Raw genomic sequence first — 23,681 nt, forward strand, 5'->3', positions numbered from 1 at the left:
GCGCACACAGCCACGGGGTCGCTCGTATTCTACCTGACTCCGTGTTCCGCTTGTCCACAAGCACAGGCAGACAGCAGGACTCGGGAGCCGCCGTTCGCCAACCTTGGGCGGGACGTATGCCGAAGCGAGGATGATCCTGTCACCAAAAGACTCCCGACCCCTTTTATCTCTTTCAAATAAGACTCCCGACCCCTTTTATCCGACCCCAGCGACTGGCGGATGGCGATCCACTGCTGCGTGCCCCAGACGGATAGCCCTACGGAGCCCTTCAGCAGAGCCCGGCATTCCTGGATTCCTACCGCCCGCTGATCGGCGGCAGCTCGGCGCCGAGGCCGAGGCCGCCCGGCGGGTAGAGCGCTAGGGCTTCGGGCATCCATTGCTGGAGTTGCCGGATGCGGGTGCCGTGGCCGGGATGCGTCGAGAGGAATTCCGACGGCGATTTTCCTCCGGAAAGCTGTTCCATGCGCTCCCACAGGCGCGGGGCTTCGCGCGGGTCGTAGCCGGCCTGCGCAGCGAGCAGCAGCCCGATGTAGTCGGCCTCGGATTCGTGCGCCCGGCTGAACGGAAGCAGCACGCCCACTTGCACCCCGGCGCCGAGCGCCGCCATCGCGCCTTGCGAGAGGAGCGGACTGCTCCCGCTCGCGCCTAACGCGATATTGGCCGCCTGCAATCCGACCTGCGCGACGATGTTCTGGCTCATGCGCTCGGCGCCGTGGCGCGCCAGCGCGTGCACGACTTCATGCCCCATGACGGCCGCCAGCCCGGCTTCGTTTTTCGCCACAGGGAAAATGCCGGTGTATACCGCGATCTTGCCCCCGGGGAGCGCGAAGGCGTTCATCGTCTTGTCGTCCTTGATGACCGTGACTTCCCACTGGAATTGTTTGGCCATCTCCGCGTACTTGGATTGCTTGGCCGCCTCGATGACCCGCTGCGCCACGCGCTTCACCGGCTCGACCTCGCGGGGGTCCTGGGAGATTTTCACCTTCGGGTCGTTCTTCACCTGCGCATAGGCCTGGGCGCCCAGTTGCAACTCCTCCGACACCGGCATCATCAGCAACTGGGATCGTCCGGTGTAAGGATTGGTTTCGCAGCCCGCGACGCTCAGCAACGCCGCCGCCAGGACCACCGCCGCGCCCATGCACCGACTGATCCAGCCCGCTGCTTCCATTGTCAGTCCTCCCAACACAGATTCTCGCCCGATTCGAAATTGACCGCTCAACCGAGGTCTGTTAGATTAGCGCCCCGCCGCAGCCATGTCCACGTGGAGCCATTCCCGTTGACCCCCTCGCCCGCCCATTCGAGCGTCACCCGCATCGGCATCGACGAATCCGGCAAAGGCGATTATTTCGGCCCGCTGGTCGTCGCCGCGGTGTTTGTCGATGCGACGACCGAATCCGAGCTTCGCCTGATGCAGGTCCGGGACAGCAAGAAAATTTCGGACGGCCGGATTCTCGAGCTGGCCCCGGACATCCGCACCATCTGCCCGCACAGCGTGGTGGCCATCGGGCCGCAGCGCTACAACGAACTGTATCGGAAGATCAAAAACCTGAACCGGCTGCTGGCCTGGGGGCATGCCCGGGCGCTGGAGAACCTGCTGGAGCGGGTCGATTGCGACTTGGCGATCGCGGATCAATTCGGGGACGAGCGGCTGATCCTCAACGCGTTGCAGGAGAAGGGCAAGCGGATCCGCCTCGAACAACGCCCCAAGGCCGAATCGGACCTGGCCGTGGCGGCCGCGTCCATCGTCGCGCGCGCCGAGTTTCTGCTTCGCTTGAAACGCCTGTCCGACGAGGTGGGGACGACGCTGCCCAAAGGCGCGTCACCGGCGGTGGAGCTGGCGGCCAGGATGATCGTGAAGAAGCACGGGCAGGAACGGCTCGGTGCGGTGGCCAAGCTGCATTTCAAAACCACCCAAGCGGTGCTGGCGGGTTAGCGCGCTAGACCGTCTCGCCCACCTCGTCGTCGGCCTTTTCCGCGCTCGGGCCGATTTTCACGTCTTCCACCGGCCCGCCGTCCCAGTACAGCATCCGGTGGCAATAGGGGCAGGTCTGCAGCTCGTCGGACCGTTTGACCTCGGCGACGAGCTGGGGCGGCACCTGCAGCCGGCATCCTTGGCAGATCCCGTCCCGCACCGGCGCCAGCGCCAGGTCTTTGCGCGTAGCCTTGAGTTTGGTGTAGCGGTCGAAGAGTCCCTTGTCGATTCCAGCGGCGAGCTCCCGCTGCTTGCGGTCCAACTCCGACAGCTCCGCTTCCAGTTTCGCGTCCAGATCCTCGAGCGTTTTTTTCTCCAGACCGAAGGCGCGCTCCGCCTCCGTCACCTTCGCCTGTGCGTCCTTGGCGGTCCGCTGCATCTGCTCGACCTTCTCCATCAGGATCAGGATCTGCTCCTCGATCTCGCCTTTCTTCTTGTTCGCCATCTCGATCTCGAAGAGATACGCCTGGTATTCCTTGTTGGTTTTGAGTTCGCTCATGCGGGCTTTCAACTTCTCCGTCTGCGCCTCGTGGGCTTCCAGGTCCCGCTCGCGCGCGCGGCGTTCCTTGACGTACGTCTCGACCGAATCGGCGGCTTCTTTGAGGAGCCGGGCGGCTTCTCGGAGGGGAGCTTCCGCGGCGGCCAGCCGCTCGGGGATTTTCCGTCGCTGTTCCTTGATCTCGGCGATCCGGAGATCCAGGGTTTGGAGCTCGATGAGAGATGAGAGATGAGGATTCAATGGAGCCCTTGTTTCCCGCTATCCGTGACGCGCCGCCCGGACGTGTCGCCCGGCGTCCACCCGGCGGCAATGGTGGGCCCACTAGGACTCGAACCTAGGACCAACTGATTATGAGTCAGCCGCTCTGACCACCTGAGCTATGGGCCCGTCTCAGCCGTGCGCCGACGCGCCCGATCCTTCACCATGCACGGCATTTTACAGGCTTTCGACGAAGCTGCGCAATTTCTTGCTGCGGCTCGGATGGCGCAACTTACGGAGCGCTTTGGCCTCGATCTGCCTGATCCGTTCCCGCGTGACTTCGAAGTCCTGCCCAACTTCCTCCAGGGTATGGTCCGTCGCCTCGCCGATTCCGAAGCGCTTGCGCAGCACCTTCTCCTCCCTGGGCGTCAGCGTCTCCAGGGCGCTGTTGATCTGGCGCTGCAAATCGTAACGGATCGCCGCTTCGAGCGGGGAGATCGCTTTCTTGTCCTCGATGAAGTCGCCCAGATGGCTGTCTTCCTCCTCGCCGATGGGCGTCTCGAGCGAGATCGGCTCGCGGGCGATCTTCAGGATCTTCCGCACCTTGTCCAAGGGGAGGTCCATCCGCTCGGCGATTTCCTCGGGGGTCGGTTCGCGCCCCAGTTTCTGCACCAGATGGCGGGATGTCCGGATCAGCTTGTTGATCGTCTCGATCATGTGCACCGGGATGCGGATGGTCCTCGCCTGGTCCGCGATCGCGCGGGTGATGGCCTGGCGGATCCACCAGGTCGCGTAGGTGCTGAACTTGTAGCCGCGTTTGTACTCGAACTTGTCCACCGCCTTCATCAGACCGATGTTGCCCTCTTGAATCAGATCGAGGAATTGCAGACCCCGGTTGGTGTATTTCTTGGCGATGCTGACCACCAGCCGCAGGTTGGCTTCGACCAGCTCCGCCTTGCCCCGCTTGACCTTTTCCTCGGCGATGTCCAGATGCCGCACGGCGTCCTTGATTTCTTCCGCCGAGACGAGGGCCTCCTCGGTTTCCAATTGCCGGATCCGGCCGCGGGCCGCCTGGAACGTCTTCTTCAGTTCCTGAAGCGTCTCCTCCGACAGACCGGTTTTGCGCTTCACGGCCAGCAGATCGCGTCGGCCCCGCCCGAGCCTCCTGAGCAGTTCGAGTCCCGCTTCGCCCGACACGCCGAGCTTCCGCTGGCACTGCGCGATCTCGCGCTCCGCCGCCCGGATCTGTTGCGCCAACTCGCGGACCCGCTGGACCATCCGGTCCTTCAGGACGGCGTGCAGGTTGACCGATTCCATCTTCTCGACGACCTGCTGCCGGATCGCTTCGATCTGTTTCTTGATCTTCTTCTGCCGGGCCGGATCGTTGCCCGCATGCCGGCTCTTGTCGTAGAGGCTCTTGAGCGCGGAGGAGACTTTGCGGACCGCGTTCAGGGCGTCGAGCGTCTTCCGCTTCAGCTCCTCGTAATCGCGTTCGACCTCCTCTTCCTCGAACTCCTCTTCGGCCTCCGTGACGGGAACGATCTCCCGGACGTCGATCTTTCCGTGCTTGAGCTGATCGCGTAGCGACAGGACGAATTCGATCGTCATCGGCATGCCGTACACGACCGAAGCGATTTCTTTCTTCCCTTCCTCGATGCGCTTGGCGATCTCGATTTCTCCTTCCCGGCTCAGCAGAGCGACGCTGCCCATCTCTTTCAGATAGAGCCGGACCGGATCGTCCGTGCGGCTGAGCGCGCCGGGCGAGAGGTCGATCTCCTTTTCGCTTTCCTCGATCGCCTCGCTTTCTTCGACTTCCTCGGCCGTCTCTTCGTGTTCGCCCGTCTTCTGGAAGCGTTCGCCGTCCGCCGTATCGACGATCTCGATGTCCATCTCGCCGAACATGGTCATGAGATTCCCGAATTGTTCGGAGGAGACCACTTCGGCCGGCAAGGTGCTGTTCAGTTCGTCGTACGTCAGAAAGCCCTTCTCTTTCCCGAGCGAGATCAGCTTCTTCACCTCGCCGAGCAGTTCTTGTTTCGGCATAACGACTCCTTCGCAGACAACATTACACGGCGGACGGCTGGGCCCCGGCTTTTCTGATCCGCAATTCGTTGACCTGCGCGTTCAAGACTCGAACGTCCTCGAGCCGCCCTTCGCGCTCCGCCGTTTTGAGTTGGGCGATCAGCTCCCGAAGCATCGTTTCGGATCGCTTGCGTTCCAGGGCGGCCAGGCAGTCCCGGATATACCCCTCGACATCGTCGCAGGGCCGGTCCGCCAGCGACAGCTCGGTGGCCAACGGCCCGCACTCGGCATCGCCGACGACCTCGTCCAGCACCTCCCGCAGCCGAACCCGCCCGTCCCGGTCGAGGTTCTTGAGCGCGCTTTCGACGATCCGGCGGCAGGCTGAGTCCGAAAACGCCTCGGTCCGCAGTCGCCGGATGTCGGCCGGAGACAACCGTCCCTGCAACAGAAAGTGTACAAGATCGCGCTCCTCGGGACTGATCTTGGGCCGCGCCGGCGACGGCTGTCGCTGAGCGTCCCGCCTGTTCCATTTCCTGGGTTCCCGAGCCAGCAGGGCGGGATACCGCTCGATCAGCCGTTGCTGACTGATCCCCAAACGTTCCGCCACGACGCGCAGGCGTTCTTCCTTCTCGATCGGGTGGGTGTTCTTTTGAAGCACCCGGAGCACGTCGTCCACGCTTCTGATCCGGTCTTCGATGGTTCCCGACTCCGCGCCCTTCAGGCAATGTTCCAGGGCGAAATCGAGCAGGCTCGGCGCCTGTTCCTGCAACGAGAGAAAGGCCTCCGCTCCGCGTGTTCGGACGAAGGTATCCGGGTCTTCGCCGTCGGGCAAGGACACGACCCGGACTCCAAGCCCGCTGTTCACGAACAGATCCAACGAGCGCAACGCAGCCCGGACCCCGGCCTGATCCGGATCGAACAACAGCACCACTTTCGAGACGAACGGACGGATCTTCTGGATATGGTCGGCGGTGAGCGCCGTGCCGAGCGTCGCGGCGACGTTGCCGATGCCGGCTTGATGCAGGGCGATCGCGTCGAAGTAGCCTTCGACGATAATGAGGCTGCCGGTCCTTCCGGCCGCGTCGCGCGCCAGGTCCAACCCGAACAGCGTCTGGCCTTTCTTAAAGAGCGGCGTGTCCGGAGAGTTCAAGTATTTCGGCGTCCCCTCCCCCAGCACCCGACCGCCGAATCCGACGATGCGCCGCCGCTGATCGCGGATCGGAAACATCACGCGGGCGCGGAACGTATCGTAGTATCCACCCGCGCCGGGGCTTCCCGACATCTGCCTGCGAGCCGCGACCAACCCGGCCGCGGCCAGATCGGCGGGATTGAATCCCTCGCGGGTCAACGCTTTCACCAGCGCGTCCCACTCCGGCGGGGCAAAGCCGAGCCCGAACCGCTCACTGATCTCCGGCTGAATGCCGCGCCCGAGCAGGTACGCCTGCGCCTCCTTGCCCAGCGTCGCATCCGACAGATTACGCCGGAACCATGCCGCGGCGGCCTGATTGACTTTCTCCAGGAGCGCTCGACTGGCCGCGTTGGGATCCAGTCCCTTGCCCGTCAGCTCCGGCACCTGAATCCCGACTTTTTGGCCGAGTTCGCGGACGACTTCGGGGAAGCTGGCGCCCGTCATTTTCATCAGGAACGAAAAGACGTTCCCGCCGACCTTGCAACCGAAGCAATGAAAAATCTGGCGTGACGGACTGACGTTGAAGGAAGGCGTTTTTTCGTGATGGAAGGGGCAGAGCCCCCGGAAGTTTTGTCCGGCCTTGGAGAGGGCGACGTGCTGGCCGACCACCTCCACAATATCGATCCGGTCCCTGATCTGGTTGATGATCTCGTCAGCAATCAGGCCCTGCCCCACAGCGGCACAGACTCCGTCTGGTTGAGTGGTCTCTCTGACTGAACCCCGGACAGGTATCGGCCGGCGGACCGGAAAAATTGACCGGTCACCCTAACAAACGAACCAGCGCGCTGTCAATGCGATGGGGACCCGCCCTCAACCCGGCGGCCAGGTCATGTGTCGGCCGCCAAGCAAATGAAAATGAAGGTGAAATACCGTCTGCCCGCCGTGAGATCCGACATTGGTGACGACCCGGTAGCCGGACTCCGCCAAACCCCGCTCTTTCGCGATCTCCTTGCAGGCGAGCATCAGATGGCCCAACAACCCGGCGTCTTTCTCGTCCAACTCCTGCACCGACCGGATATGCCGTTTGGGAATGACAAGAATATGCGTCGGCGCCTGGGGATTGATGTCCTCGAAGGCCAGGGAAAGTTCGTCCTGACGAACCAGCTTCGCGGGAATGCTTCCTTCGACGATCCGGCAAAAGATACAGGTGCTCACGCGCGGCTCCTCACGGTCGGGCGGGGCGCAGCCCCGACTTGCCGTAACGCTTGGCCAGTTCCTGATAGATCTCGTCAAGCGTGATCCGGTGATAGCCCAGAACCAGCAGGGTGTGGAACAGAAGATCGGCCACTTCGTAGACGATGTCCTCCCGCTTGCCGTTTTTGGCGGCCAGCAGGACTTCCCCCGCCTCCTCGGCGACTTTTTTGAGGATTCGATCGACTCCCCCTTCCAGCAAGGTGGAGACATAGGAGCCGGGTTTCGGCGACGCGCGTCGGTCCTGAATCGTCTGATAAATCCGCTCCAGAATCCCGCCGAAGGCCTCGGTCGTTTTCTCCGTTTCGGGCGTCCCCTGGTCGGTCACGCGGCTGAAAAAGCAGGACCGCTCGCCGGTATGGCATGTCGGGCCGACCGGCTCAGCCTTGACCAACACGGTATCCCGATCGCAATCGACGAAGAGATCCTTGACCAGGAGCCGATGGCCGGAGGTCTCCCCCTTTTCCCACAGCGTCTTGCGGGACCGGCTCCAAAAATGGACGGAGCGGGTTTCCAGCGTCTTGCTGATCGCCTCGCGGTTCATGTACCCCAACATCAGGACCGTGCCATCCCGCCAGTCCTGGACCACCGCGGGAATCAACCCCTGCTCATCGAAGGCCATGGAACTCTGGTCGTTCATCCCCGTTTGCCTGCTATGCGTTACCGGCAATTCGCTGTTGGCTATTCGCCGTTCGCTATCTTCTTTTATAGTCACCCCGCCGTCATTTCGACCGGAACCATCCGCACCGCCACGCCTCGTTCGCGCAGATATTTCTTGGCCTGGGGAATCGTGTATGTCCGGTAATGGAAGATCGACGCCGCCAGGACCGCGTCGGCCTGACCGACCGCCAGTCCATCGTACAGATGCTCCAGCGTGCCCGCGCCGCCGGAGGCGATCACCGGAATGGACACGGCCTGGACGACCGCCCGCACAAGCTCCAGATCGTACCCCGCTTGGGTCCCGTCCTGGTCCATGCTGGTCAACAGGATCTCTCCGGCTCCGTAACTTTCCACGCGGCGGGCCCAGTCGATCGCCGACAAGCCGGTCGGTTTCCGGCCGCCATGGGTATAGACCTCCCATTCCGGCGACGCGCCGGACGGTTCGCCGTTTCGGCGCCGCTTGGCGTCGATGGCCACCACCGTGCACTGCGTGCCGAACCGTTCGGCCGCCTGCCGCACGAATTCCGGATTCTGAACCGCCGCCGTATTGATGCTGACTTTGTCCGCCCCGGCTTTCAGCAACGCCCTGATGTCCTCCAAGGCCTTGACCCCGCCTCCGACCGTGAGGGGCATAAAGACCCGCTCGGCAGTTCGCTCCACGACGTCCAGGATCGTCTTGCGGTTTTCGTACGACGCCGTGATGTCGAGGAAACACAGCTCATCGGCGCCTTCCCGGTCATAGGCCGTCGCCACTTCGACCGGATCGCCGGCATCGCGCAGGTTGACGAACCCGACTCCCTTCACCACCCGTCCGTCCTTGACATCCAGACAGGGAATGATCCGTTTGGTCAGCATGGTGACTCGCTATGCTCGCTTCAGGCACGGGGCAAGGGGCCTGCGGCGGCGATCGCCGCCGCGAGGTCCAGCTTTCCGTCGTAGAGAGCCTTGCCCACGATCACGCCTTCCACGCGGGGTCCCAGCGCCTTGATCGCCAGCACATCCTCCACGCTCGCGATGCCTCCGGATGCGATGACCGGGACCGAGGATGCGTCGACGATTTCCTGCAACGCCACCAGGTTCGGTCCGCTCAGCATGCCGTCTTTGGCAATGTCCGTGTAAATCACGGCGCTCAGGGGATACCCGGCGAGGTTCTTGAGCAAATCCACCGCGCGGGTGTCCGAAACGCTGGTCCAGCCTCGCACGGCCACATTGCCGTCACGCGCGTCCAATCCGAGCACAATGCGAAGCGGAAACTCCCGGCATGCCTGCTCCAGCAGGGCCCGGTCCCGCAAGGCCGCCGTCCCCAACACGACCCGGGACACGCCGGCGTGCAGATAGCGACGAACGGTCTCGATCGTCCGGATTCCCCCTCCTACCTGCACCTTGATCGAGACCGATTTCACGATCGTGTCGATCCGGTCCAGGTTCTTCGGCTCTCCCGCGACCGCTCCGTCGAGGTCCACCACGTGGATCAGCGCCGCGCCAAGCCGCTGCCAGCCCAACGCCACACCCGAGACGTCGTCCGAATAGACGGTCTCGGCGGCCAGGTCTCCCTGTCGTAGACGAACGCACCGCCCGTCTTTCAGATCGATCGCCGGAATCACCAGCATCGCCGATCACTTGCCTAACGCGCATTATTCATGAACGCTTCTGCTGCAAACGCGGATACGCTGTTCCGACGGGCGTGCTCGTCACTCAGTCGGTCAACATACTGTTGCAAGTATGCTTCCCTCCTTCGTGGCTGCGCTTGCCCGTCTCACAACGCGTCTGCGCGTTTTCGCGACGAACCGTCATGAATAATGCGCGCTAAGCCGACGCAGAAACGCAAGATCTGCTACGATGTCGCGCCGAACGGAAAGTCTTGCAAGACCAGATCCGCCCCATAGGCGGCCAATTCGTCGGCCGTGACGAACGCGCCCTTACGCTGGATGAACCCGATCAGATCCTCGTTCATGGGACGCTGCTTTTCGTAATAGTTCCCTTCCCACAAGACCGTTCCGTCGCGCGCCACCAATTTCATTTCGAATCCGACCGCGGCGGGATCCGCCCCCAGCCGGCTCCCTTCCCGTTCTTTGTACACCAACACTCTCCCGACCAACGCCGCGTCCGCCGACATCCGTTCGGCAAGCCGTTGGGCCAGCGCCTCACGAGACAGATTCTCGTGTTTCCCGGACAACTCTTTCGCCGCCTTGTCCGCTTCATCCAGTGACAGAACCAGCAGCGCCTTCCTCGCCCGCAATCGATTCCAGATCATTCGGGTGACTTTCTCCGCGGCGGACGGAGGCACGACCGATGTCGGGCGACTGGCGGTCTCACCGCTCGGGGGAACGGCCACCGAAATGTCCGAGCCCTTGGCGCCGGCCGGAACCTGAAACCGCGGCTCCAGCGGATCCACAACCTGCGGCGTGGTCAAGGCGTCGAACGGCACGACCGCGATTGTCTGCACTCGATACTTCTCCAGGTCCGGCGACGCCTTGACGCTGACCTTGGACGGCCCGCATCCGTCCAGCGCCGCACACGCCGCAGGCAGGGCCAGCCAGACCGTGAGCGCAGCGCGCATGGGTCCGCCGCACACGAGGCCCAGGCAGCGATCGTTCATGTCCAGTCCCCGAAGTTCTTCACCATGCGGAGACCCACGGCCTGGCTTTTTTCCGGATGGAATTGGCAGGCGACGATGTTGTCGCGCCAGACACTCGACGCAAACCGCAGGCCGTAGTCGGTCACGCCGGCGACGACGGTCGGATCGCTCGGCTCCACATAATAGGAATGCACAAAATAGCAGAAGCTCCCGCTCTCGACGCCCCGAAAGAGCGGCGCGGGTTTCTGGATCACGACGGCGTTCCACCCCATGTGAGGAATCTTCAGCGCCGGCCCGTCGCCCGCCCCCTTCCACCCGTTCCGTTCCCGGTCGAACCGAAAACGTGTGACCCGGCCCGGGACGACATCCAGTCCTTTATGGACGCCGAACTCCTCGCTTTCGGTGAACAGGACCTGCAGGCCGAGACAGATGCCGAGAAACGGCTTCCCGGTCCCGATGGCTCGCCGGATCGGATCGATGAGCCCGTATCGGTCCAGATTCGCCATGCAATCGGCGAAGGCCCCGACACCCGGCAACACGACGTGCGTGGCGTCGCGGATCACACGCGGGTCGCGGGTCACGACCGCGCGATGCCCCACTGCTTCGAACGCCTTGTGGACGCTCCGCAGGTTTCCCATCCCGTAGTCGATTATGGCGATCATAGTTCCAGGCTAAGGGCGATAGGCACGAGGCCAGGGGCTAGAGGCATGGTTTAAGAAAGTCTCTCCCCTGCCCATCGCCTCTCGCCTCTTGCCCCGCACCCAGTTAGAGCTTTCCTTTTGTCGACAGGACGCCGGAGAGCCGTTCCTCCAGCGAGGTGGCCTGGTCCAATGCCTTGGCCAGCGCCTTGAAGACGGCCTCCATGATGTGGTGGGGGTTGCGGCCGTAGAGCACGTTCACGTGCAGGTTGAGCGCGCCGTGCGCGACGAAGGCCTGGAAGAAGTCTTCGAACAAACCCAGGTCAAACGACTTGATCTTGCGTTCCGGCAGATCGACCCGATAGACGAGATAGGGCCGTCCGCTCAGATCGACCGTCACCTGCGCCAACGTTTCGTCCAACGGAACCGACGCCCAGCCGAACCTCCGGATGCCTTCCTTCGTTCCCAGCGCCTGCTTCAACGCGTCGCCCAGGACGATCCCGATGTCTTCGATCGTGTGATGGTCGTCGATGTCGACGTCGCCCTTGGCCTGGACCGTCAGGTCGAAAAACCCGTGCTTGGCGAGCAGCGCCAGCATGTGATCCAGGAAGGGGATCGTCGTGCTGATTTTGCCCTGCCCGGTTCCGTCAAGCTGGAACTCGACCTGGACCTGCGTCTCCGTCGTCACCCGCTGAATCGAAGCCCGTCTGGGCGGCCGCGTGCTCGTCATGAGAACCTGCTTTCCGCCGATTTGGCGTGCGCGTCGAACCCTTCGATATGGGCGAGGCGCGTCAGGTGGTCCTTCACCTTGACGAGCTCGTCCCGGGTGTAATGCACGATGTTGCTCATCTTCACGTAATCGTTCACCGACAGCGCGGAGAAAAATTTCGCCGTCGCGCCGGTCGGCAACACGTGGTTCGGGCCCGCAACGTAGTCGGCCACGGCGGGAGGCGTGTAGCGGCCGAGAAACAGCGCGCCGGCATGGCGGACTTTCTCCAGGTAATCGAACGGCCGATCTACCGACAGCGTGAGATGTTCCGGCGCAATGTGGTTGGCCAGATCGATCGCCTCGTCCAAGGTGGTCACGACAAAGGCCACCGAATGCCGCGCAATCGACTTGGCCGCGATCTTCTCCCTCCGCAATTTTTTCACCTGCGCCTCGACCAGACGGACGACCTCCTTGGCCAGCCGTTCGGACGTGGTCACGAGATACACTTGCGCATCCTCGTCATGCTCGGCTTCGCAGAGCAGGTCAGCCGCGACATGTGCGGGATTGGCATTGTCGTCCGCGATCACGAGCAGCTCGCTCGGCCCCGCCACCATGTCGAGCCCGACCGTGCCATACAGTATGCGTTTGGCAGTGGCGACATAGATATTGCCCGGACCCACGATTTTGTCGACACGGGCGATGGTCTTGGTCCCGTAGGCCAGTGCACCGATCGCCTGCACCCCTCCGACACGATAAACCTCATCTACCCCGGCAATGTCGGCCGCCACCAGCAGATAGGGATTAATTCCGCCTTTCGGTGTCGGCGTGCACATCACTACTCGTTTGACGCCGGCCACCTTCGCGGGGATGGCGCACATCAAGACCGAGGACGGATAGACGGCCTTGCCTCCCGGCACGTAGATGCCGACGGCGTCCAGCGGCGTCACAGCCTGGCCGAGCGTCGCACCGTTGTCCTGATACATCCAGGTCTTTGTCCGCTGCCGCTCGTGAAAGGCTGTAATGCGCTGCGCGGCGAACCGCAACGCGTCCCCCTCATCCTTACGGATGTGATAGTAGGCTTCTTTGATGTCTTCGGGGGTGACTCGGATTTCCGCCGGTCCCAGCGAAACCCGATCGAATTTCTTCGTATAACGGAGAAGCGCCCGGTCCCCGCCTCGCTCCACCGCCCGCAAGATGGTTTTCACGCTCTTCTCCACGGCTCCGCTCTGCAGGCGACCGCGGGACGTAATGCGTTTGAGCGCTGGAGCAAAGGCCCGATCCGTGGTGGCGATGATTTTCATCCTGGCGCTCCCGTCCAAGCCATAAAGGACACCCGTCGATCAGCTCCTCCGCCGGCTGCGGCGGCGCGGGGCGGCCCCGTCCCGCAGCCGGGAAATGAATTCCGTCAGAGCCTCGTGCTTCATCTTCAAACTGGCCCGATTCACGATCAGCCGCGCCGTCGACCGTGCAATGACCTCGACCTCGGTCAAGTCATGGGCTTTCAGCGTATTTCCCGTCTCGACCAGATCGACGATGCGGTCCGCCAGACCCACCACCGGCGCCAGTTCGATTGAGCCGTACAGCTTAATGATTTCAACCGGGATCCCCATCCGGTTGAAATACCGCTCGGTGATGTTCGGATACTTGGTCGCGACCCTGATCTTGGACGAGAGCCGGTTCCGCGATTCCTGACCTCTCAGCGCGGCGACCGAGATTCTACACGCTCCGAAGCGTAAATCCAACGGCTCATATACGTCACAATCCTGCTCCAAGAGCACATCTTTGCCCACGATCCCCGCGTCGGCGGCCCCATATTCCACGTAGGTCGGCACGTCGCTCGGCCGTACGATGAGCAGCTTCATGTCGTTGTCCGGGCAGGCGTAGACCAGCCGCCGGCTGTCCGCCGAAAGGCCCGGGCTGGCATAGCCCGCCCGCCGGAACAGCTCCAGGGTCGGCTCCAGCAGTTTTCCTTTCGACAAGGCGATCGTCAGCATGTCCGCTTTCCTGTGCCGCCGTCCGCGCCGGCTTTCTTCCGCTCGATGACGGCTCCCAGACGCCGCAATTTCTCTTCCATCCGTTCATAGCCGCGATCCAGATGATAGACCCGGGAGACTTCCGTGACGCCCTCCGCCGCCAGGCCGGCCAGGACCAGCCCGGCGCTGGCGCGCAGGTCCGAGGCCATCACCGGCGCTCCCGTCAGCCGCTCCCGACCCGTCACCACGGCCCGGTTGCCCTCCACTTTGATATCGGCGCCCATGCGCCGCAGCTCCTCCACATGGATGAACCGGCTTTCGAACACCGTTTCCGTAATCACGCTGGTCCCCTGGGCCACGCTCATCAACGCGACCATCTGAGCCTGCATATCGGTCGGGAATCCGGGATACGGACAGGTCCTGACGTCGATACCGCGCGGACGGCGTACGGCCTTCACGCAGACGCTCTCCTTGTCCTCGGCGATGTCCACCCCGCTCTCGCGCAATTTGATCAGCACGGCTTCCAGATGATCGGGACGGCAGCGCTCCACGCGCACCTCGCCCCCCGTAATGGCTCCGGCGACCAGGTAGGTGCCGGCCTCGATGCGATCGGGAATGACCTGATGATCGGCTCCGTGCAAGGCCGCCACCCCTTCGACCGTGACGAGGTCGGTGCCGGCTCCCGCGATGCGCGCCCCCCGCCTGACGAGAAACTCGGCCAGGTCGACGATCTCGGGTTCCTTGGCGGCGTTTTCAATGACGGTGGTGCCCTCCGCGACACAGGCGGCCATCATCAGATTCTCGGTGCCGGTCACGGTCGGCGTGTCGCAGTAGATCCGCGTCCCTCTGAGCTTCCGGGCTTTCGCCTTGATGTACCCGTGTTCGATCGAAATGTCCGCGCCCAGTTTGGCCAAGCCGGCAAGATGGAGATTCACCGGCCGCGATCCGATCGCGCAGCCGCCCGGCAGCGACACGGTGGCCTCGCCCCAGCGGGCCACCAGCGGCCCCAGCACCAGCACGGATGCGCGCATGGTCTTGACCAGTTCGTACGGCGCCTCGGTCGAATGCAGACGATCCGCGTTGATGGAGACATGATCCCCCTCGTGTTTGACCGAGGCGCCCAAGATCTCCAGCAATCTTTCCATCGTCCTCACGTCCACGACATGGGGCACATTGGAGACCGTGCAGTCCCCCCCGAGGATCGCCGAAGCCAGGATCGGCAACGCGGCGTTCTTGGCGCCGCTGGCTCGGACTTCGCCGCAAAGCGGGTTCCCGCCGGTGATGACGATACTGTCCATGCTCTGCTCCGCTTTCCGGCCCCGCGACGCCAGCCTTAGCCTTTTTCCACGCAGACAAGCCGATCGATCCCTGCCAGGTCCTGCCTGGTACTGATGGTCCCGTACCGGCCTTGGCGGCTGGCGATCTCGCAGACCGACGCGGCCTGGTCCCGGCCGACTTCCATGATCAGCACCCCTCCGGGAGCGAGCCATTCCCATGCTTCGTTCACGATTCGGCGATAGAAATCCAGTCCGTCTTGACCGCCGGACAACGCGAGACGAGGCTCGAACAGCCGGACTTCAGGCTGAAGGCCGTCGATCTCCGGATCGGCGATGTAGGGAGGGTTCGAGAGGATCGCGGCGAACGCGCCCGTCATGCCTCGCGCGCGCAGCGGCCCAAACAGATCGCCGCGGAGGCAGGTCACCCGCACCTGGACGCCGTGCCGCACGACGTTCCTGCCGGCCACCACCAGCGCCGCCTCAGAGAGGTCGACGGCGTAGACGGAAGCGTGCCGGAACACGCGGGCGGCCGCCACCGCGATGCAACCGGATCCTGTTCCGATATCGGCGAGAAGCGCCGGTTCGTCCGCCCGCAGGCGGCGCGCGAGTTCGTCGATCAGGAGTTCGGTTTCCGGCCGGGGAATAAAGACGGAGGGATCGACTTCAAATTCCAACCCGCAGAAATCCTGCGTGCCGAGAAGATATTGAAGCGGCTCGCGGGCGGCTCGTCGCGCCAGCAACGCCCGCGCGGTGGCGAGTGTGTGCGGATCGACGAGGCGGGTTCGCTCGAGCGTGAGGGCGAGCCGGGACGTGTTCAGCGCCGCTTCCAGAATCCAGACGGCTTCCTGCTCCGCCCGTTCGACGCCGGCCTCCGCCAGCATCGCGCGCCCTTCCCGAAGCAGCGCCGCCAACGTGACGCCATGCGTGTTCGCGGCGGAAGAGGCGATCGACTCCATCACGTCTCCGCAGCCAGGGCATTGGCCTCGGCCGCGCGCAACCCTTTCACGATCTCGTCGAGGTCCCCGTCGAGCACCTGATCGAGCTTGTGCAGGGTGAGCCCGATCCGATGGTCCGTGACGCGATTCTGGGGGAAGTTGTAGGTCCGGATTTTCTCGCTCCGTTCGCCGGTCCCGACCTGCGCTTTCCGGTCCTGAGCGATCTCGGCCTCCTGCTTCGCGCGCTCGGCTTCCACGATCCGCGCCCGCAGAGTCCGCATGGCCTTGGCGCGATTCTTGAGCTGGGATCGCTCATCCTGGCAGGTGACCACCACGCCGGTCGGGATATGGGTGATGCGCACCGCCGAATAGGTCGTGTTGACGCTTTGCCCTCCTGCTCCCGAGGAACAAAACGTGTCGATCCGGAGGTCTTTAGGATCGATATGGACCTCGACCTCGTCGACTTCGGGCATGACCGCGACGGTCACCGTGGACGTATGGATCCGTCCGCTCGCCTCGGTGACCGGCACCCGCTGCACCCGGTGGACTCCGGCTTCATGCTTGAAGTGTCCGTAGGCGCCCTTTCCTTCCACCAGGAGAACGGCTTCCTTATACCCGCCGATGCCGGTTTCCGACGCTTCCATCACTTCCACACGCAGGCCTTTGCGTTCCGCATATCTGACGTACATTCGGAGCAGGTCGCCGGCGAACAATGCCGCTTCGTCTCCTCCCGTTCCGGCCCGAATCTCCACGAAGGTGTTTTTGTCGTTGCGCGGATCTTTCGGCACCAGCAATCCGAAGGCCTGCTCTTCGATTTCCTTCCGCCGTTGCCGCAGCACCCGCGCCTCTTCCGCGGCCAACTGCTGCAGGTCCGTTTCGGCGTTGGGATCGTTGAGAATCTGATCGGCTTCTTCGAGTTGCCTGACGAGGTCGCGCCGGACGTTGAAAAGCTGGGCGAGTTCCTCGATTTCGGTGCGCTCTTTGTTGAGCTTGCGGATGAGGGCGGGCTGGTTGAGAACAGAGGGATCCTGGAGCTGATGGGTCAGTTCCTCATATCTGACGGCGACCGCCTCCCACTTGGATAGCAGTCTCGTTTCCTTGGTCTCGGCGGTTGGCGTCTGGGCCATGACCTGCTCCGGTCCTCGAAGCGCTCTGTCCGATGGAGCAGCATAGGCTGCTTCTTTCGCGTGCCTTACTTCGCCTTCTTGGCGTACTTCTTCTTGAAGCGCTCCACGCGGCCTTCCGTATCCACGATCTTCTGCGTCCCGGTGAAGAACGGGTGGCAGCTCGAACAGATATCGACGTTGATATTGCCGACGGTGGATCTGGTCTTGAACGTCGCCCCGCAGGCGCAGTGCACCGTCGCCTCTCGATAAGCCGGATGAATGCCTTTCTTCATTATTATGCGCTCCTGTCGGAAGCTTACAGTGGATAGCTATCAGCCATCGGCGTTGCCCTCAGGTTTTCACCGAAGGCTGAAAGCCGACGGCTTTCTTGTCATCGATTCATGGACATGAGGAATTCCTGATTCGTCTTGGTGCCCTGGATCTTGTCCATGAGGAATTCCATCGCCTCCATGGTTCCCAACGGGCTCAGCACTTTTCTGAGAATCCACATCTTGTTGAGCCGGTCCCGATCCACCAGCAACTCTTCCTTGCGGGTCCCGGACTGGCTGATATCGATCGCCGGGAAGATGCGCTTGTCCGCCAACCGCCGATCCAGGTGCACTTCCATATTGCCGGTGCCTTTGAACTCTTCGAAGATCACGTCGTCCATGCGGCTGCCCGTGTCGACCAGGGCGGTCGCCATGATGGTGAGGCTTCCACCGTTCTCGATGTTCCGCGCCGCCCCGAAGAACCGCTTCGGGCGTTGCAGCGCGTTGGAATCGAGACCGCCGGAGAGCACCTTGCCGCTCGGCGGCGCGATGGTGTTGTAGGCGCGGGCCAACCTGGTGATGCTGTCGAGCAGAATCACCACGTCCCGCTTGTGTTCCACCAGCCGCTTGGCCTTCTCCAGCACCATTTCGGCCACTTGCGCGTGGCGCTGGGCCGGCTCATCGAACGTGGAGCTGATCACCTCGGCCTTGACCTGTCGCTGCCAATCGGTGACTTCCTCGGGACGCTCATCGATCAACAGCACGATCACGGTCATCTCCGGATGGTTCTTCAGAATCGCCCGGGCGATCGCCTGCAACAACATGGTCTTACCGGTTCTCGGCGCAGCGACGATCAATCCGCGCTGACCTTTGCCGATCGGAGTGATCAGGTCCATGACCCGCGTGCAGTACTCCTCCGGATCGAACTCGAGGTTGATGCGTTCCTCGGGATAGAGCGGCGTGAGGTTGTCGAACAGAATCTTGTCCCGTGCGACTTCCGGGTCTTCGTAATTGACCTTTTCGACTTTCAAGAGCGCGAAGTACCGCTCGCTTTCTTTGGGCGGGCGAATCTGCCCGGAGACGATGTCGCCGGTCCTGAGATTGAAGCGACGGATCTGCGAAGGGGAGATGTAGATGTCGTCAGGGCCCGGCAGGTAATTGGAGTCGGGCGCTCGCAGGAAGCCGAAGCCGTCGGGGAGCGTCTCCAACACACCTTCTCCGAACACCACTCCGTTTTTTTCTGTCTGTGCCTGCAGGATCGCGAAGATCAGTTCCTGCTTCCGGAGATTGGCCGCTCCCTCGATCTTGAGTTCTCGCGCCACCTCGTTCAGTTCGGCGATGGTTTTTTGCTTTAATTCGGCCAGATGCATGTTCTCCCCCTTACCATGTTGCGTTCCGAGGCTTACGGATTGCTCTGCCTCGCTGCAGCAACGAGCTGCGAGAAAATGTCCGTTCAGCGTCACACATGAACGAAGCTCATGTCGTTGATGATGTCAGTTTGAACTGGAGAGGATGATCCGCGAAGGATGAACGTGTTCTCGGGTTATAGTGTCCGGACTTTCGCTCGCTGAAAGCCGACTGTTCCCTCGGAGTTCGGGAACGTCCGACATCGAAATTTGCCTGGGCGACTACGATAAATCGGCTTGGTTCGAGACGGGCCCCGGAAAGTTAAACGGGGGAAGAGGTAACCTTCTATCGAACCGGAAAGCTGGTCAAATGATAACGCTCGCCTTCCACCTTGTCAATAGTCGTCTCGTCCTTCTGTGACACGGTCTCCCTGTGACACGGTCTCCCCCGGCTGCCCGGGCCACGGAGACCTGCCGGCTCAACAAATGGACTATCCGGCCGCCGTCATCCGTCTGCCACGTCGCGCTGACCCAACGCCGTTGAACCCCGATTCGACGTTGTGCTAAAGAAACCGCCGAGGCTTCATTATGGCCGACCGCGGCGAAAGCGAGAACCAGGACCGCATTTTTACCCTCTCGGAAGCCAATCGGCTGATCCCTCACTTGTGCCATCATTTGACGGCGATCAAGCAAGGGAAGGCCATCCTCATTCGTACGAAAGACGAGATCAAAAAAGCCAGCGCGAACGCGGAGTCGGGAGGCGGCAGCCCGCTCGGCGCTCTCTATATTATGGGCTTGCAGCAGATCGGGGAAAATCTCCACGCCATCCAGGACATGGGCGTATTGGTCAAGGATATCGATATGGGGCTCTGCGATTTCCCCTATCTCTTGGACGGTCGAATCGTCTATCTCTGTTGGAAACTCGGAGAATCCGAGATCCGCTGGTGGCATGAGGTCACCCATGGCTATAAGGATCGCCATCCGCTCGAAGCCTTCGGTTCATAAAGGTTCACACCCGTTTTCCTGACGTTTCGCATAGGCTGATGCGTCCGGTATCTACCATGTTTCACGACATCCGTCGGAGAGCTGCATGAAGTTCGTCATCATCGGTTTCGACGGCCCGGACGGCCAAGCCAAACGCAAGATCCACCGCTCAGCCCACCTGGCGAAGCTCGAGCCGCTGAATGCGCAAGGGCGAGTCATTCTGGCCGGCCCGCTGACCGATCAGACCGGCAGCCTCATCGTGATCGAGGCGAAGTCCCAGGAAGAAGCGGAACAGTTCGCACGGGAGGATCCCTATACTGTCCACGGCGTGTTCGAGCGGGTCGAAGTGCACCCGTTCCTGCAAATCTTCCCCAAGGTATGATCGATATGAGCCCCGTTGTTCAAGCGTCAATTGCTTGACCCGGCGCACCACAGCCTACCCTCGCTGGGCCCCCTAGACAGGGGATCACGCTTTCCCCGTGTGTCATGTCGGGTAACCTGGTTATCCGGCAGCCGCTCCCCCCATTCGCATAGATTGTTCACCCGCCCCGCCGGCGGTATAGTTGAAATGATGAAGATACGATGGGTGTTTTTCGCCAAGGACTGCGCGGTCGTCTGTGCGTGTGCGGTGTTTCTTTTCGGACCCCACGCTCTAGCCGGTACCACGAAAGTCATCGTCGCCGAGGCGAGATATGTGATGGGCGATGGAGACACCCTGGCAGGTGCGGAGGCCAATGTCCTGTTGAGAGCGAAACGGAAGGCGGTCGAAGAAGCCGGCGTGTACCTCGAGTCCGCCTTTCTGGACATGGAAAAGACCTTCGGCGACAGAACTTTCCGAGCGAGTGCCCTCGAGGTACGGACGATCTCGGCGGCCATCATCGAAACGGAGATCCTCCAATCGCACCGGACGTTCGAGGGAGACCGGCCGGTCTTCCAGATCAAGATTCGCGCGGTCGTCAGCTTGGATAAGCTCGAAGAAGCCATCAAGCGCCTGCAGTCCGAACAGCGACTGGCTGCAAACTACCGTGAGCTTCAACGGGAGAATTCGCAACTCCGCTCGCAGTTGAAGGAGCTTCGGAAGGAGTCTCGGGGAGTACGCATGCTGCTGATCGAACCGACGCCGAAGTCGCAAAACCGGCAGCGGGCCAGCGAGTTGGTGCGATCGGCAATCGGCGCGCAGAACCTTTCTCAAAAGATCGACTTGGCCACGCAGGCCGTGATTGCGGATGATCAGTTCATCGACGGGTACATTGTGAGGGGCCAGACGTACTTGCGCATCGCTTCCCTCGCCTTCTCGCGCAAACCGCGGCCCGACGAACTCGCGAATTATCTGGAGCGGGCGCGCGCTGATTTTGACTACGCGTTGGTGCTCGATCCGACCAACACGTGGGCCCTCTTGGGACGCGGAGACACCCTGACCTGGTACAAAAAAGCGGAAGAAGCTGCGAAAGACTACGAGCGGATCCTCGAGATTGACCCCCTCTTCGACCTCGCTCGACAACGGCTCATCACGCTGTATACGACGCTCGCGAGAAAGCAAGCTGCGGCCAAGCAGTGGCGTGAGGCGCTGGCGACGCTGGACAGGCTTCTGGGGACTCAGCTCAGCGACAGCTGGCTCGCTTACCAAAAGGAGGCGTACCTGCTGCGGAGCGAGATTTACGCCAGGCTCAAGCAACCCCAACGCGCCATCGAAGATCTCTCCGTCGTCGTGCGGGCGGATCCCACCGATAAAGAAGCCTTTCTACGTCGCGCTAAACTCTATCAGGGGCTTATGTTAGGGCGGTTGGCCAAGGACGACTTTGAGCGCGCCTGCGCATTAGGTTCTACGGTCGCTTGCGAGCGGCTGCCTTGAGCCACCCGGAAGGAAAACGAGGCCCCTCACAAGACCAGAAAGTGAGAATGGCTTGAGCACGGTCTTCCGCCACCCTTTTCGATGGAGCAAGGATTGTCCACACAATCGCGGCCCAATCTGCAGATTGACAGTTCGAAAGAACGCCAGCTATAATGCGGCCTTAGCTTATCAAGCTCCGGCGCGCGCTCTTAGTTCAAAAGACCTACTAAGGATCGGCCCCCATAGCCCAAAATTTCTTTTCGGTGGGCCTTCTGTTGTCTTGCGGTAGTGGCGGAAACGGCTTAGAGTGGCGGTATGCCTTCAAGAATGCGCTCATTTTTGCCTGAGGAGAAGAACCTGGAATGAACCAACAATACCGCGTCCTTCCTGGACCAGAGCATTTTTTGCCGCCTGCCGCGGCAACCATGGGCATCCGGCTTCCGAATCCCGGAGAAGCCCATATCAACGGCGTCATTGTTCCCGAAGAACAGGCGATGGAGGAAGCTGCCCGACAGTTTCTGATGGCGAAGGTTCCGACGATCTTTCCGGGTCCTCTCGTGCTCTGGGCATGGAATGAAAAAGCGGCCAAGAAAGCGACCGCCATTCGCCATCTCTATGAGACCATCAAGGAATGCGTGCAGCCCGGACAGAAGCCCATGTTGATCCCCATGCCCGACTACCGACCGAAATATCCCAAGATCAACCCGGAAATCGAGATCAATCCGAACCATCCGAATCTCACGATTTGGCACAACAAGATCGACTGCTGCATGTTTGTCGGTGTTCATTGTCATCAGGCGAATCTGTCGTTGAAAATCATCCGGGGCGGGACTTCCTGCTATACGATCGCCATGTGCGCCCAAGCCGGTCACGAAGACGCCATGCTGTCGTTTCGCGATGCGACGCCTGAGAAAATCATGCGACTGGCCGAATGGGTGCGCAAATTGAAAGGAACGGTCCAACCACGTTTGACTTCGGTCAAGAGTACGGCCTCAAACTGATGTTTGAGCGCCCGCGGCAGAGAAAGGAGGCTGGGGCCATGGCAGAAGGAAAGTCGGTCATCGGGACGCAGAACAAGAAGGGACAGACGTACACAGATCCCTGGTATATGCTCCATGAGGCCCCGCGCACGCCTTCGTTTTTCACCGGAAGCGAGGTCATCAAGGAAGCGATTCGTCGGGCGAGCTGCGACGTCATGATCGCTTATCCGATCACGCCTCAGAGCGAAGCGGCGGCGTTGATCGGCGAGTTGTTCGCCGAAGGTTACGTGGGCGACTACTTCCGGGGCGAGAGCGAGTTCGCCGTCATGTCGGAATGTGCGGGCGCCGCATTCGGAGGGGCCAGAGTGTTCACGACGACGGCCGGTCCCGGCACGATGCGGGCCATGGAAAACTTTCCGATGTGGGCCGGCGCACGGCTGCCGATTCAGATGATCGTCACGTGCCGCGGCATCAATTCGCCGCTCTCGATTCAACCGGATACGTTGGAAATTTCCTATCTCCTGAATACGGGCATGTTGGTGTGGCATGCCGAGACGGCGCAGGACTTCTTCGATTGGATATTGAAGGGATACATGGTGGCTGAAGAACCGGATGTCCATTTGCCGCTCGCGCTCTGCTGCGACGGCTTCTTCGTCACGCACACCAAAGACGTGGTGCACTTGACGCCAGCCGACATGTGTCTACCGCCTTATGATCCTTATCGCTCGCCCGTGCCCTGCATGGATATGGAGTGCCCGCCCGTGCGGATGATGCGCGACCCGTTCGTGATGAAGAGCAACTATATCAGCTACGCGACGCACGCAAGTTGGCAACAGGAAGTGTGGGCGGCGGTGGAGCGGTCCCGCAAGCATACGATTCACTGGCTCAACGGATTGATCGACGCGGAGAACACGGACGCCGACATTTTGATCGTGACGTCGGGGACCGCAGTGTCGCAGGGACGAGAAGCCATTCGCCTGTTGGAAGACGAAGGCGTACGCTGCGGCCTGGTGAAGGTCAAGACGTTGCGTCCTTGGCCAGGGGACGAAATCCGCGAGGCGACGAAACACGCGAAGCATATCTTCGTGCCGGAGTTCAATGTCACCGGATGGTTGGCCAAGGAGATTCGGGCCACGATTCCCAACAGCGATCGCGTCCATGCCGGTCCCCATGTCTGCGGCGGCATGACCATGCCGCCGGAAATCATTGTTTCTGAAATCAAGACGGCACTGGGGATGCGGGCCATGTCGCTGGCCGGCCGCGGGAGCTGACGAAAGGTGTTTTCTCCGAGCGCCTGGAACCATCAGATTGGCGCTCGGCTCAG

The 23,681-nt window shown here is 61.9% G+C and carries 24 protein-coding genes and 1 tRNA gene; 6 read left to right on the top strand and 19 right to left on the bottom strand.

What is annotated here, in order from left to right:
- Positions 1 to 295: 295 nt before the first annotated feature.
- Positions 296 to 1,168: a M48 family metallopeptidase gene (locus AB1555_00815; GenBank protein ID MEW6245234.1), complete on the bottom strand. Its 873-nt coding sequence runs from the start codon at positions 1,166 to 1,168 to the stop codon at positions 296 to 298.
- A 108-nt stretch (positions 1,169 to 1,276) separates the two neighbouring features.
- On the opposite strand from AB1555_00815, the gene rnhC reads away from it, so the two are divergent.
- On the top strand, positions 1,277 to 1,933 hold the full coding sequence (gene rnhC, locus AB1555_00820) for a ribonuclease HIII (GenBank protein ID MEW6245235.1): 657 nt from the start codon (positions 1,277 to 1,279) through the stop codon (positions 1,931 to 1,933).
- A gap of 4 nt (positions 1,934 to 1,937) precedes the next feature.
- Here the strand turns inward: rnhC and AB1555_00825 are convergent, their stop codons facing one another.
- The 18 genes from AB1555_00825 to rho all read right to left on the bottom strand — a co-directional run bounded on the left by AB1555_00825 (position 1,938) and on the right by rho (position 18,586).
- Positions 1,938 to 2,711 carry a C4-type zinc ribbon domain-containing protein gene (locus AB1555_00825; protein ID MEW6245236.1) on the bottom strand — a complete coding sequence of 258 codons (774 nt, stop codon included), beginning with the start codon at positions 2,709 to 2,711 and terminating at the stop codon, positions 1,938 to 1,940.
- Between the two features lie 70 nt (positions 2,712 to 2,781).
- Positions 2,782 to 2,858, bottom strand: a tRNA-Ile gene (locus AB1555_00830).
- 48 nt (positions 2,859 to 2,906) lie between these two features.
- Positions 2,907 to 4,712, bottom strand: a complete 1,806-nt coding sequence (gene rpoD, locus AB1555_00835) for an RNA polymerase sigma factor RpoD (protein ID MEW6245237.1) — start codon at positions 4,710 to 4,712, stop codon at positions 2,907 to 2,909.
- A 22-nt stretch (positions 4,713 to 4,734) separates the two neighbouring features.
- Positions 4,735 to 6,555 (bottom strand): DNA primase, encoded by a 1,821-nt coding sequence (gene dnaG / locus AB1555_00840; protein MEW6245238.1) that lies wholly within the window; start codon positions 6,553 to 6,555, stop codon positions 4,735 to 4,737.
- A 135-nt stretch (positions 6,556 to 6,690) separates the two neighbouring features.
- Entirely contained in the window at positions 6,691 to 7,035 is a 345-nt protein-coding gene (locus tag AB1555_00845) for a histidine triad nucleotide-binding protein (GenBank protein MEW6245239.1), read from the bottom strand.
- Positions 7,036 to 7,045: 10 nt separating this feature from the next.
- Positions 7,046 to 7,711 (bottom strand): bifunctional phosphoribosyl-AMP cyclohydrolase/phosphoribosyl-ATP diphosphatase HisIE, encoded by a 666-nt coding sequence (hisIE, locus tag AB1555_00850; protein MEW6245240.1) that lies wholly within the window; start codon positions 7,709 to 7,711, stop codon positions 7,046 to 7,048.
- A gap of 71 nt (positions 7,712 to 7,782) precedes the next feature.
- The gene (hisF, locus tag AB1555_00855; protein ID MEW6245241.1) at positions 7,783 to 8,586 is read right to left on the bottom strand and encodes an imidazole glycerol phosphate synthase subunit HisF; all 804 of its coding nucleotides are present in this window, start codon (positions 8,584 to 8,586) and stop codon (positions 7,783 to 7,785) included.
- Positions 8,587 to 8,606: 20 nt separating this feature from the next.
- The gene (hisA, locus tag AB1555_00860; GenBank protein ID MEW6245242.1) at positions 8,607 to 9,341 is read right to left on the bottom strand and encodes a 1-(5-phosphoribosyl)-5-[(5-phosphoribosylamino)methylideneamino]imidazole-4-carboxamide isomerase; all 735 of its coding nucleotides are present in this window, start codon (positions 9,339 to 9,341) and stop codon (positions 8,607 to 8,609) included.
- A gap of 224 nt (positions 9,342 to 9,565) precedes the next feature.
- On the bottom strand, positions 9,566 to 10,330 hold the full coding sequence (locus AB1555_00865; protein ID MEW6245243.1) for a hypothetical protein: 765 nt from the start codon (positions 10,328 to 10,330) through the stop codon (positions 9,566 to 9,568).
- Entirely contained in the window at positions 10,327 to 10,971 is a 645-nt protein-coding gene (gene hisH / locus AB1555_00870) for an imidazole glycerol phosphate synthase subunit HisH (protein ID MEW6245244.1), read from the bottom strand. Before hisH ends, AB1555_00865 begins: the two co-directional genes overlap by 4 nt.
- Positions 10,972 to 11,074: 103 nt before the next feature.
- The gene (hisB, locus tag AB1555_00875) at positions 11,075 to 11,677 is read right to left on the bottom strand and encodes an imidazoleglycerol-phosphate dehydratase HisB (protein MEW6245245.1); all 603 of its coding nucleotides are present in this window, start codon (positions 11,675 to 11,677) and stop codon (positions 11,075 to 11,077) included.
- Positions 11,674 to 12,957, bottom strand: a complete 1,284-nt coding sequence (gene hisD / locus AB1555_00880) for a histidinol dehydrogenase (protein MEW6245246.1) — start codon at positions 12,955 to 12,957, stop codon at positions 11,674 to 11,676. Before hisD ends, hisB begins: the two co-directional genes overlap by 4 nt.
- A 39-nt stretch (positions 12,958 to 12,996) precedes the next feature.
- Positions 12,997 to 13,650, bottom strand: a complete 654-nt coding sequence (gene hisG, locus AB1555_00885; GenBank protein MEW6245247.1) for an ATP phosphoribosyltransferase — start codon at positions 13,648 to 13,650, stop codon at positions 12,997 to 12,999.
- Entirely contained in the window at positions 13,644 to 14,927 is a 1,284-nt protein-coding gene (gene murA / locus AB1555_00890) for a UDP-N-acetylglucosamine 1-carboxyvinyltransferase (protein MEW6245248.1), read from the bottom strand. The genes hisG and murA overlap by 7 nt, the downstream gene beginning before the upstream one ends.
- A 35-nt stretch (positions 14,928 to 14,962) precedes the next feature.
- Complete coding sequence (gene prmC / locus AB1555_00895) at positions 14,963 to 15,862, bottom strand: peptide chain release factor N(5)-glutamine methyltransferase (GenBank protein MEW6245249.1); 900 nt, start codon at positions 15,860 to 15,862, stop codon at positions 14,963 to 14,965.
- Positions 15,862 to 16,968 (bottom strand): peptide chain release factor 1, encoded by a 1,107-nt coding sequence (gene prfA, locus AB1555_00900; protein MEW6245250.1) that lies wholly within the window; start codon positions 16,966 to 16,968, stop codon positions 15,862 to 15,864. The genes prmC and prfA overlap by 1 nt, the downstream gene beginning before the upstream one ends.
- A gap of 65 nt (positions 16,969 to 17,033) precedes the next feature.
- Complete coding sequence (gene rpmE / locus AB1555_00905; GenBank protein ID MEW6245251.1) at positions 17,034 to 17,240, bottom strand: 50S ribosomal protein L31; 207 nt, start codon at positions 17,238 to 17,240, stop codon at positions 17,034 to 17,036.
- A gap of 98 nt (positions 17,241 to 17,338) precedes the next feature.
- Entirely contained in the window at positions 17,339 to 18,586 is a 1,248-nt protein-coding gene (gene rho, locus AB1555_00910) for a transcription termination factor Rho (GenBank protein MEW6245252.1), read from the bottom strand.
- Positions 18,587 to 19,150: 564 nt separating this feature from the next.
- Here rho and AB1555_00915 point away from each other — a divergent pair.
- The 5 genes from AB1555_00915 (at position 19,151) to AB1555_00935 (ending at position 23,628) form a co-directional block, all read left to right on the top strand.
- Positions 19,151 to 19,567 carry a DUF2203 domain-containing protein gene (locus AB1555_00915; GenBank protein ID MEW6245253.1) on the top strand — a complete coding sequence of 139 codons (417 nt, stop codon included), beginning with the start codon at positions 19,151 to 19,153 and terminating at the stop codon, positions 19,565 to 19,567.
- 85 nt (positions 19,568 to 19,652) lie between these two features.
- On the top strand, positions 19,653 to 19,928 hold the full coding sequence (locus AB1555_00920) for a YciI family protein (GenBank protein MEW6245254.1): 276 nt from the start codon (positions 19,653 to 19,655) through the stop codon (positions 19,926 to 19,928).
- A gap of 186 nt (positions 19,929 to 20,114) precedes the next feature.
- Positions 20,115 to 21,398 carry a hypothetical protein gene (locus AB1555_00925; GenBank protein MEW6245255.1) on the top strand — a complete coding sequence of 428 codons (1,284 nt, stop codon included), beginning with the start codon at positions 20,115 to 20,117 and terminating at the stop codon, positions 21,396 to 21,398.
- A gap of 404 nt (positions 21,399 to 21,802) precedes the next feature.
- Complete coding sequence (locus AB1555_00930; GenBank protein ID MEW6245256.1) at positions 21,803 to 22,378, top strand: carbon monoxide dehydrogenase beta subunit family protein; 576 nt, start codon at positions 21,803 to 21,805, stop codon at positions 22,376 to 22,378.
- Positions 22,379 to 22,416: 38 nt separating this feature from the next.
- The gene (locus AB1555_00935; protein ID MEW6245257.1) at positions 22,417 to 23,628 is read left to right on the top strand and encodes a transketolase C-terminal domain-containing protein; all 1,212 of its coding nucleotides are present in this window, start codon (positions 22,417 to 22,419) and stop codon (positions 23,626 to 23,628) included.
- Positions 23,629 to 23,681: the final 53 nt, after the last annotated feature.

This window comes from Nitrospirota bacterium, from assembly GCA_040755395.1.
Lineage (GTDB): Bacteria > Nitrospirota > Nitrospiria > Nitrospirales > Nitrospiraceae > DATLZU01.

What these genes read in the sequence shown, in the direction of transcription:
- AB1555_00815 (MEW6245234.1), bottom strand. Translation starts at nt 1,168, where the DNA reads ATGGAAGCAGCGGGCTGGATCAGTCGGTGCATGGGCGCGGCGGTGGTC.
- rpoD (MEW6245237.1), bottom strand. Translation starts at nt 4,712, where the DNA reads ATGCCGAAACAAGAACTGCTCGGCGAGGTGAAGAAGCTGATCTCGCTC.
- hisIE (MEW6245240.1), bottom strand. Translation starts at nt 7,711, where the DNA reads ATGAACGACCAGAGTTCCATGGCCTTCGATGAGCAGGGGTTGATTCCC.
- hisF (MEW6245241.1), bottom strand. Translation starts at nt 8,586, where the DNA reads ATGCTGACCAAACGGATCATTCCCTGTCTGGATGTCAAGGACGGACGG.
- hisA (MEW6245242.1), bottom strand. Translation starts at nt 9,341, where the DNA reads ATGCTGGTGATTCCGGCGATCGATCTGAAAGACGGGCGGTGCGTTCGT.
- AB1555_00865 (MEW6245243.1), bottom strand. Translation starts at nt 10,330, where the DNA reads ATGAACGATCGCTGCCTGGGCCTCGTGTGCGGCGGACCCATGCGCGCT.
- hisH (MEW6245244.1), bottom strand. Translation starts at nt 10,971, where the DNA reads ATGATCGCCATAATCGACTACGGGATGGGAAACCTGCGGAGCGTCCAC.
- hisB (MEW6245245.1), bottom strand. Translation starts at nt 11,677, where the DNA reads ATGACGAGCACGCGGCCGCCCAGACGGGCTTCGATTCAGCGGGTGACG.
- hisD (MEW6245246.1), bottom strand. Translation starts at nt 12,957, where the DNA reads ATGAAAATCATCGCCACCACGGATCGGGCCTTTGCTCCAGCGCTCAAA.
- hisG (MEW6245247.1), bottom strand. Translation starts at nt 13,650, where the DNA reads ATGCTGACGATCGCCTTGTCGAAAGGAAAACTGCTGGAGCCGACCCTG.
- murA (MEW6245248.1), bottom strand. Translation starts at nt 14,927, where the DNA reads ATGGACAGTATCGTCATCACCGGCGGGAACCCGCTTTGCGGCGAAGTC.
- prmC (MEW6245249.1), bottom strand. Translation starts at nt 15,862, where the DNA reads ATGGAGTCGATCGCCTCTTCCGCCGCGAACACGCATGGCGTCACGTTG.
- prfA (MEW6245250.1), bottom strand. Translation starts at nt 16,968, where the DNA reads ATGGCCCAGACGCCAACCGCCGAGACCAAGGAAACGAGACTGCTATCC.
- rpmE (MEW6245251.1), bottom strand. Translation starts at nt 17,240, where the DNA reads ATGAAGAAAGGCATTCATCCGGCTTATCGAGAGGCGACGGTGCACTGC.
- rho (MEW6245252.1), bottom strand. Translation starts at nt 18,586, where the DNA reads ATGCATCTGGCCGAATTAAAGCAAAAAACCATCGCCGAACTGAACGAG.
- AB1555_00915 (MEW6245253.1), top strand. Translation starts at nt 19,151, where the DNA reads ATGGCCGACCGCGGCGAAAGCGAGAACCAGGACCGCATTTTTACCCTC.
- AB1555_00920 (MEW6245254.1), top strand. Translation starts at nt 19,653, where the DNA reads ATGAAGTTCGTCATCATCGGTTTCGACGGCCCGGACGGCCAAGCCAAA.
- AB1555_00925 (MEW6245255.1), top strand. Translation starts at nt 20,115, where the DNA reads ATGATGAAGATACGATGGGTGTTTTTCGCCAAGGACTGCGCGGTCGTC.
- AB1555_00930 (MEW6245256.1), top strand. Translation starts at nt 21,803, where the DNA reads ATGGGCATCCGGCTTCCGAATCCCGGAGAAGCCCATATCAACGGCGTC.
- AB1555_00935 (MEW6245257.1), top strand. Translation starts at nt 22,417, where the DNA reads ATGGCAGAAGGAAAGTCGGTCATCGGGACGCAGAACAAGAAGGGACAG.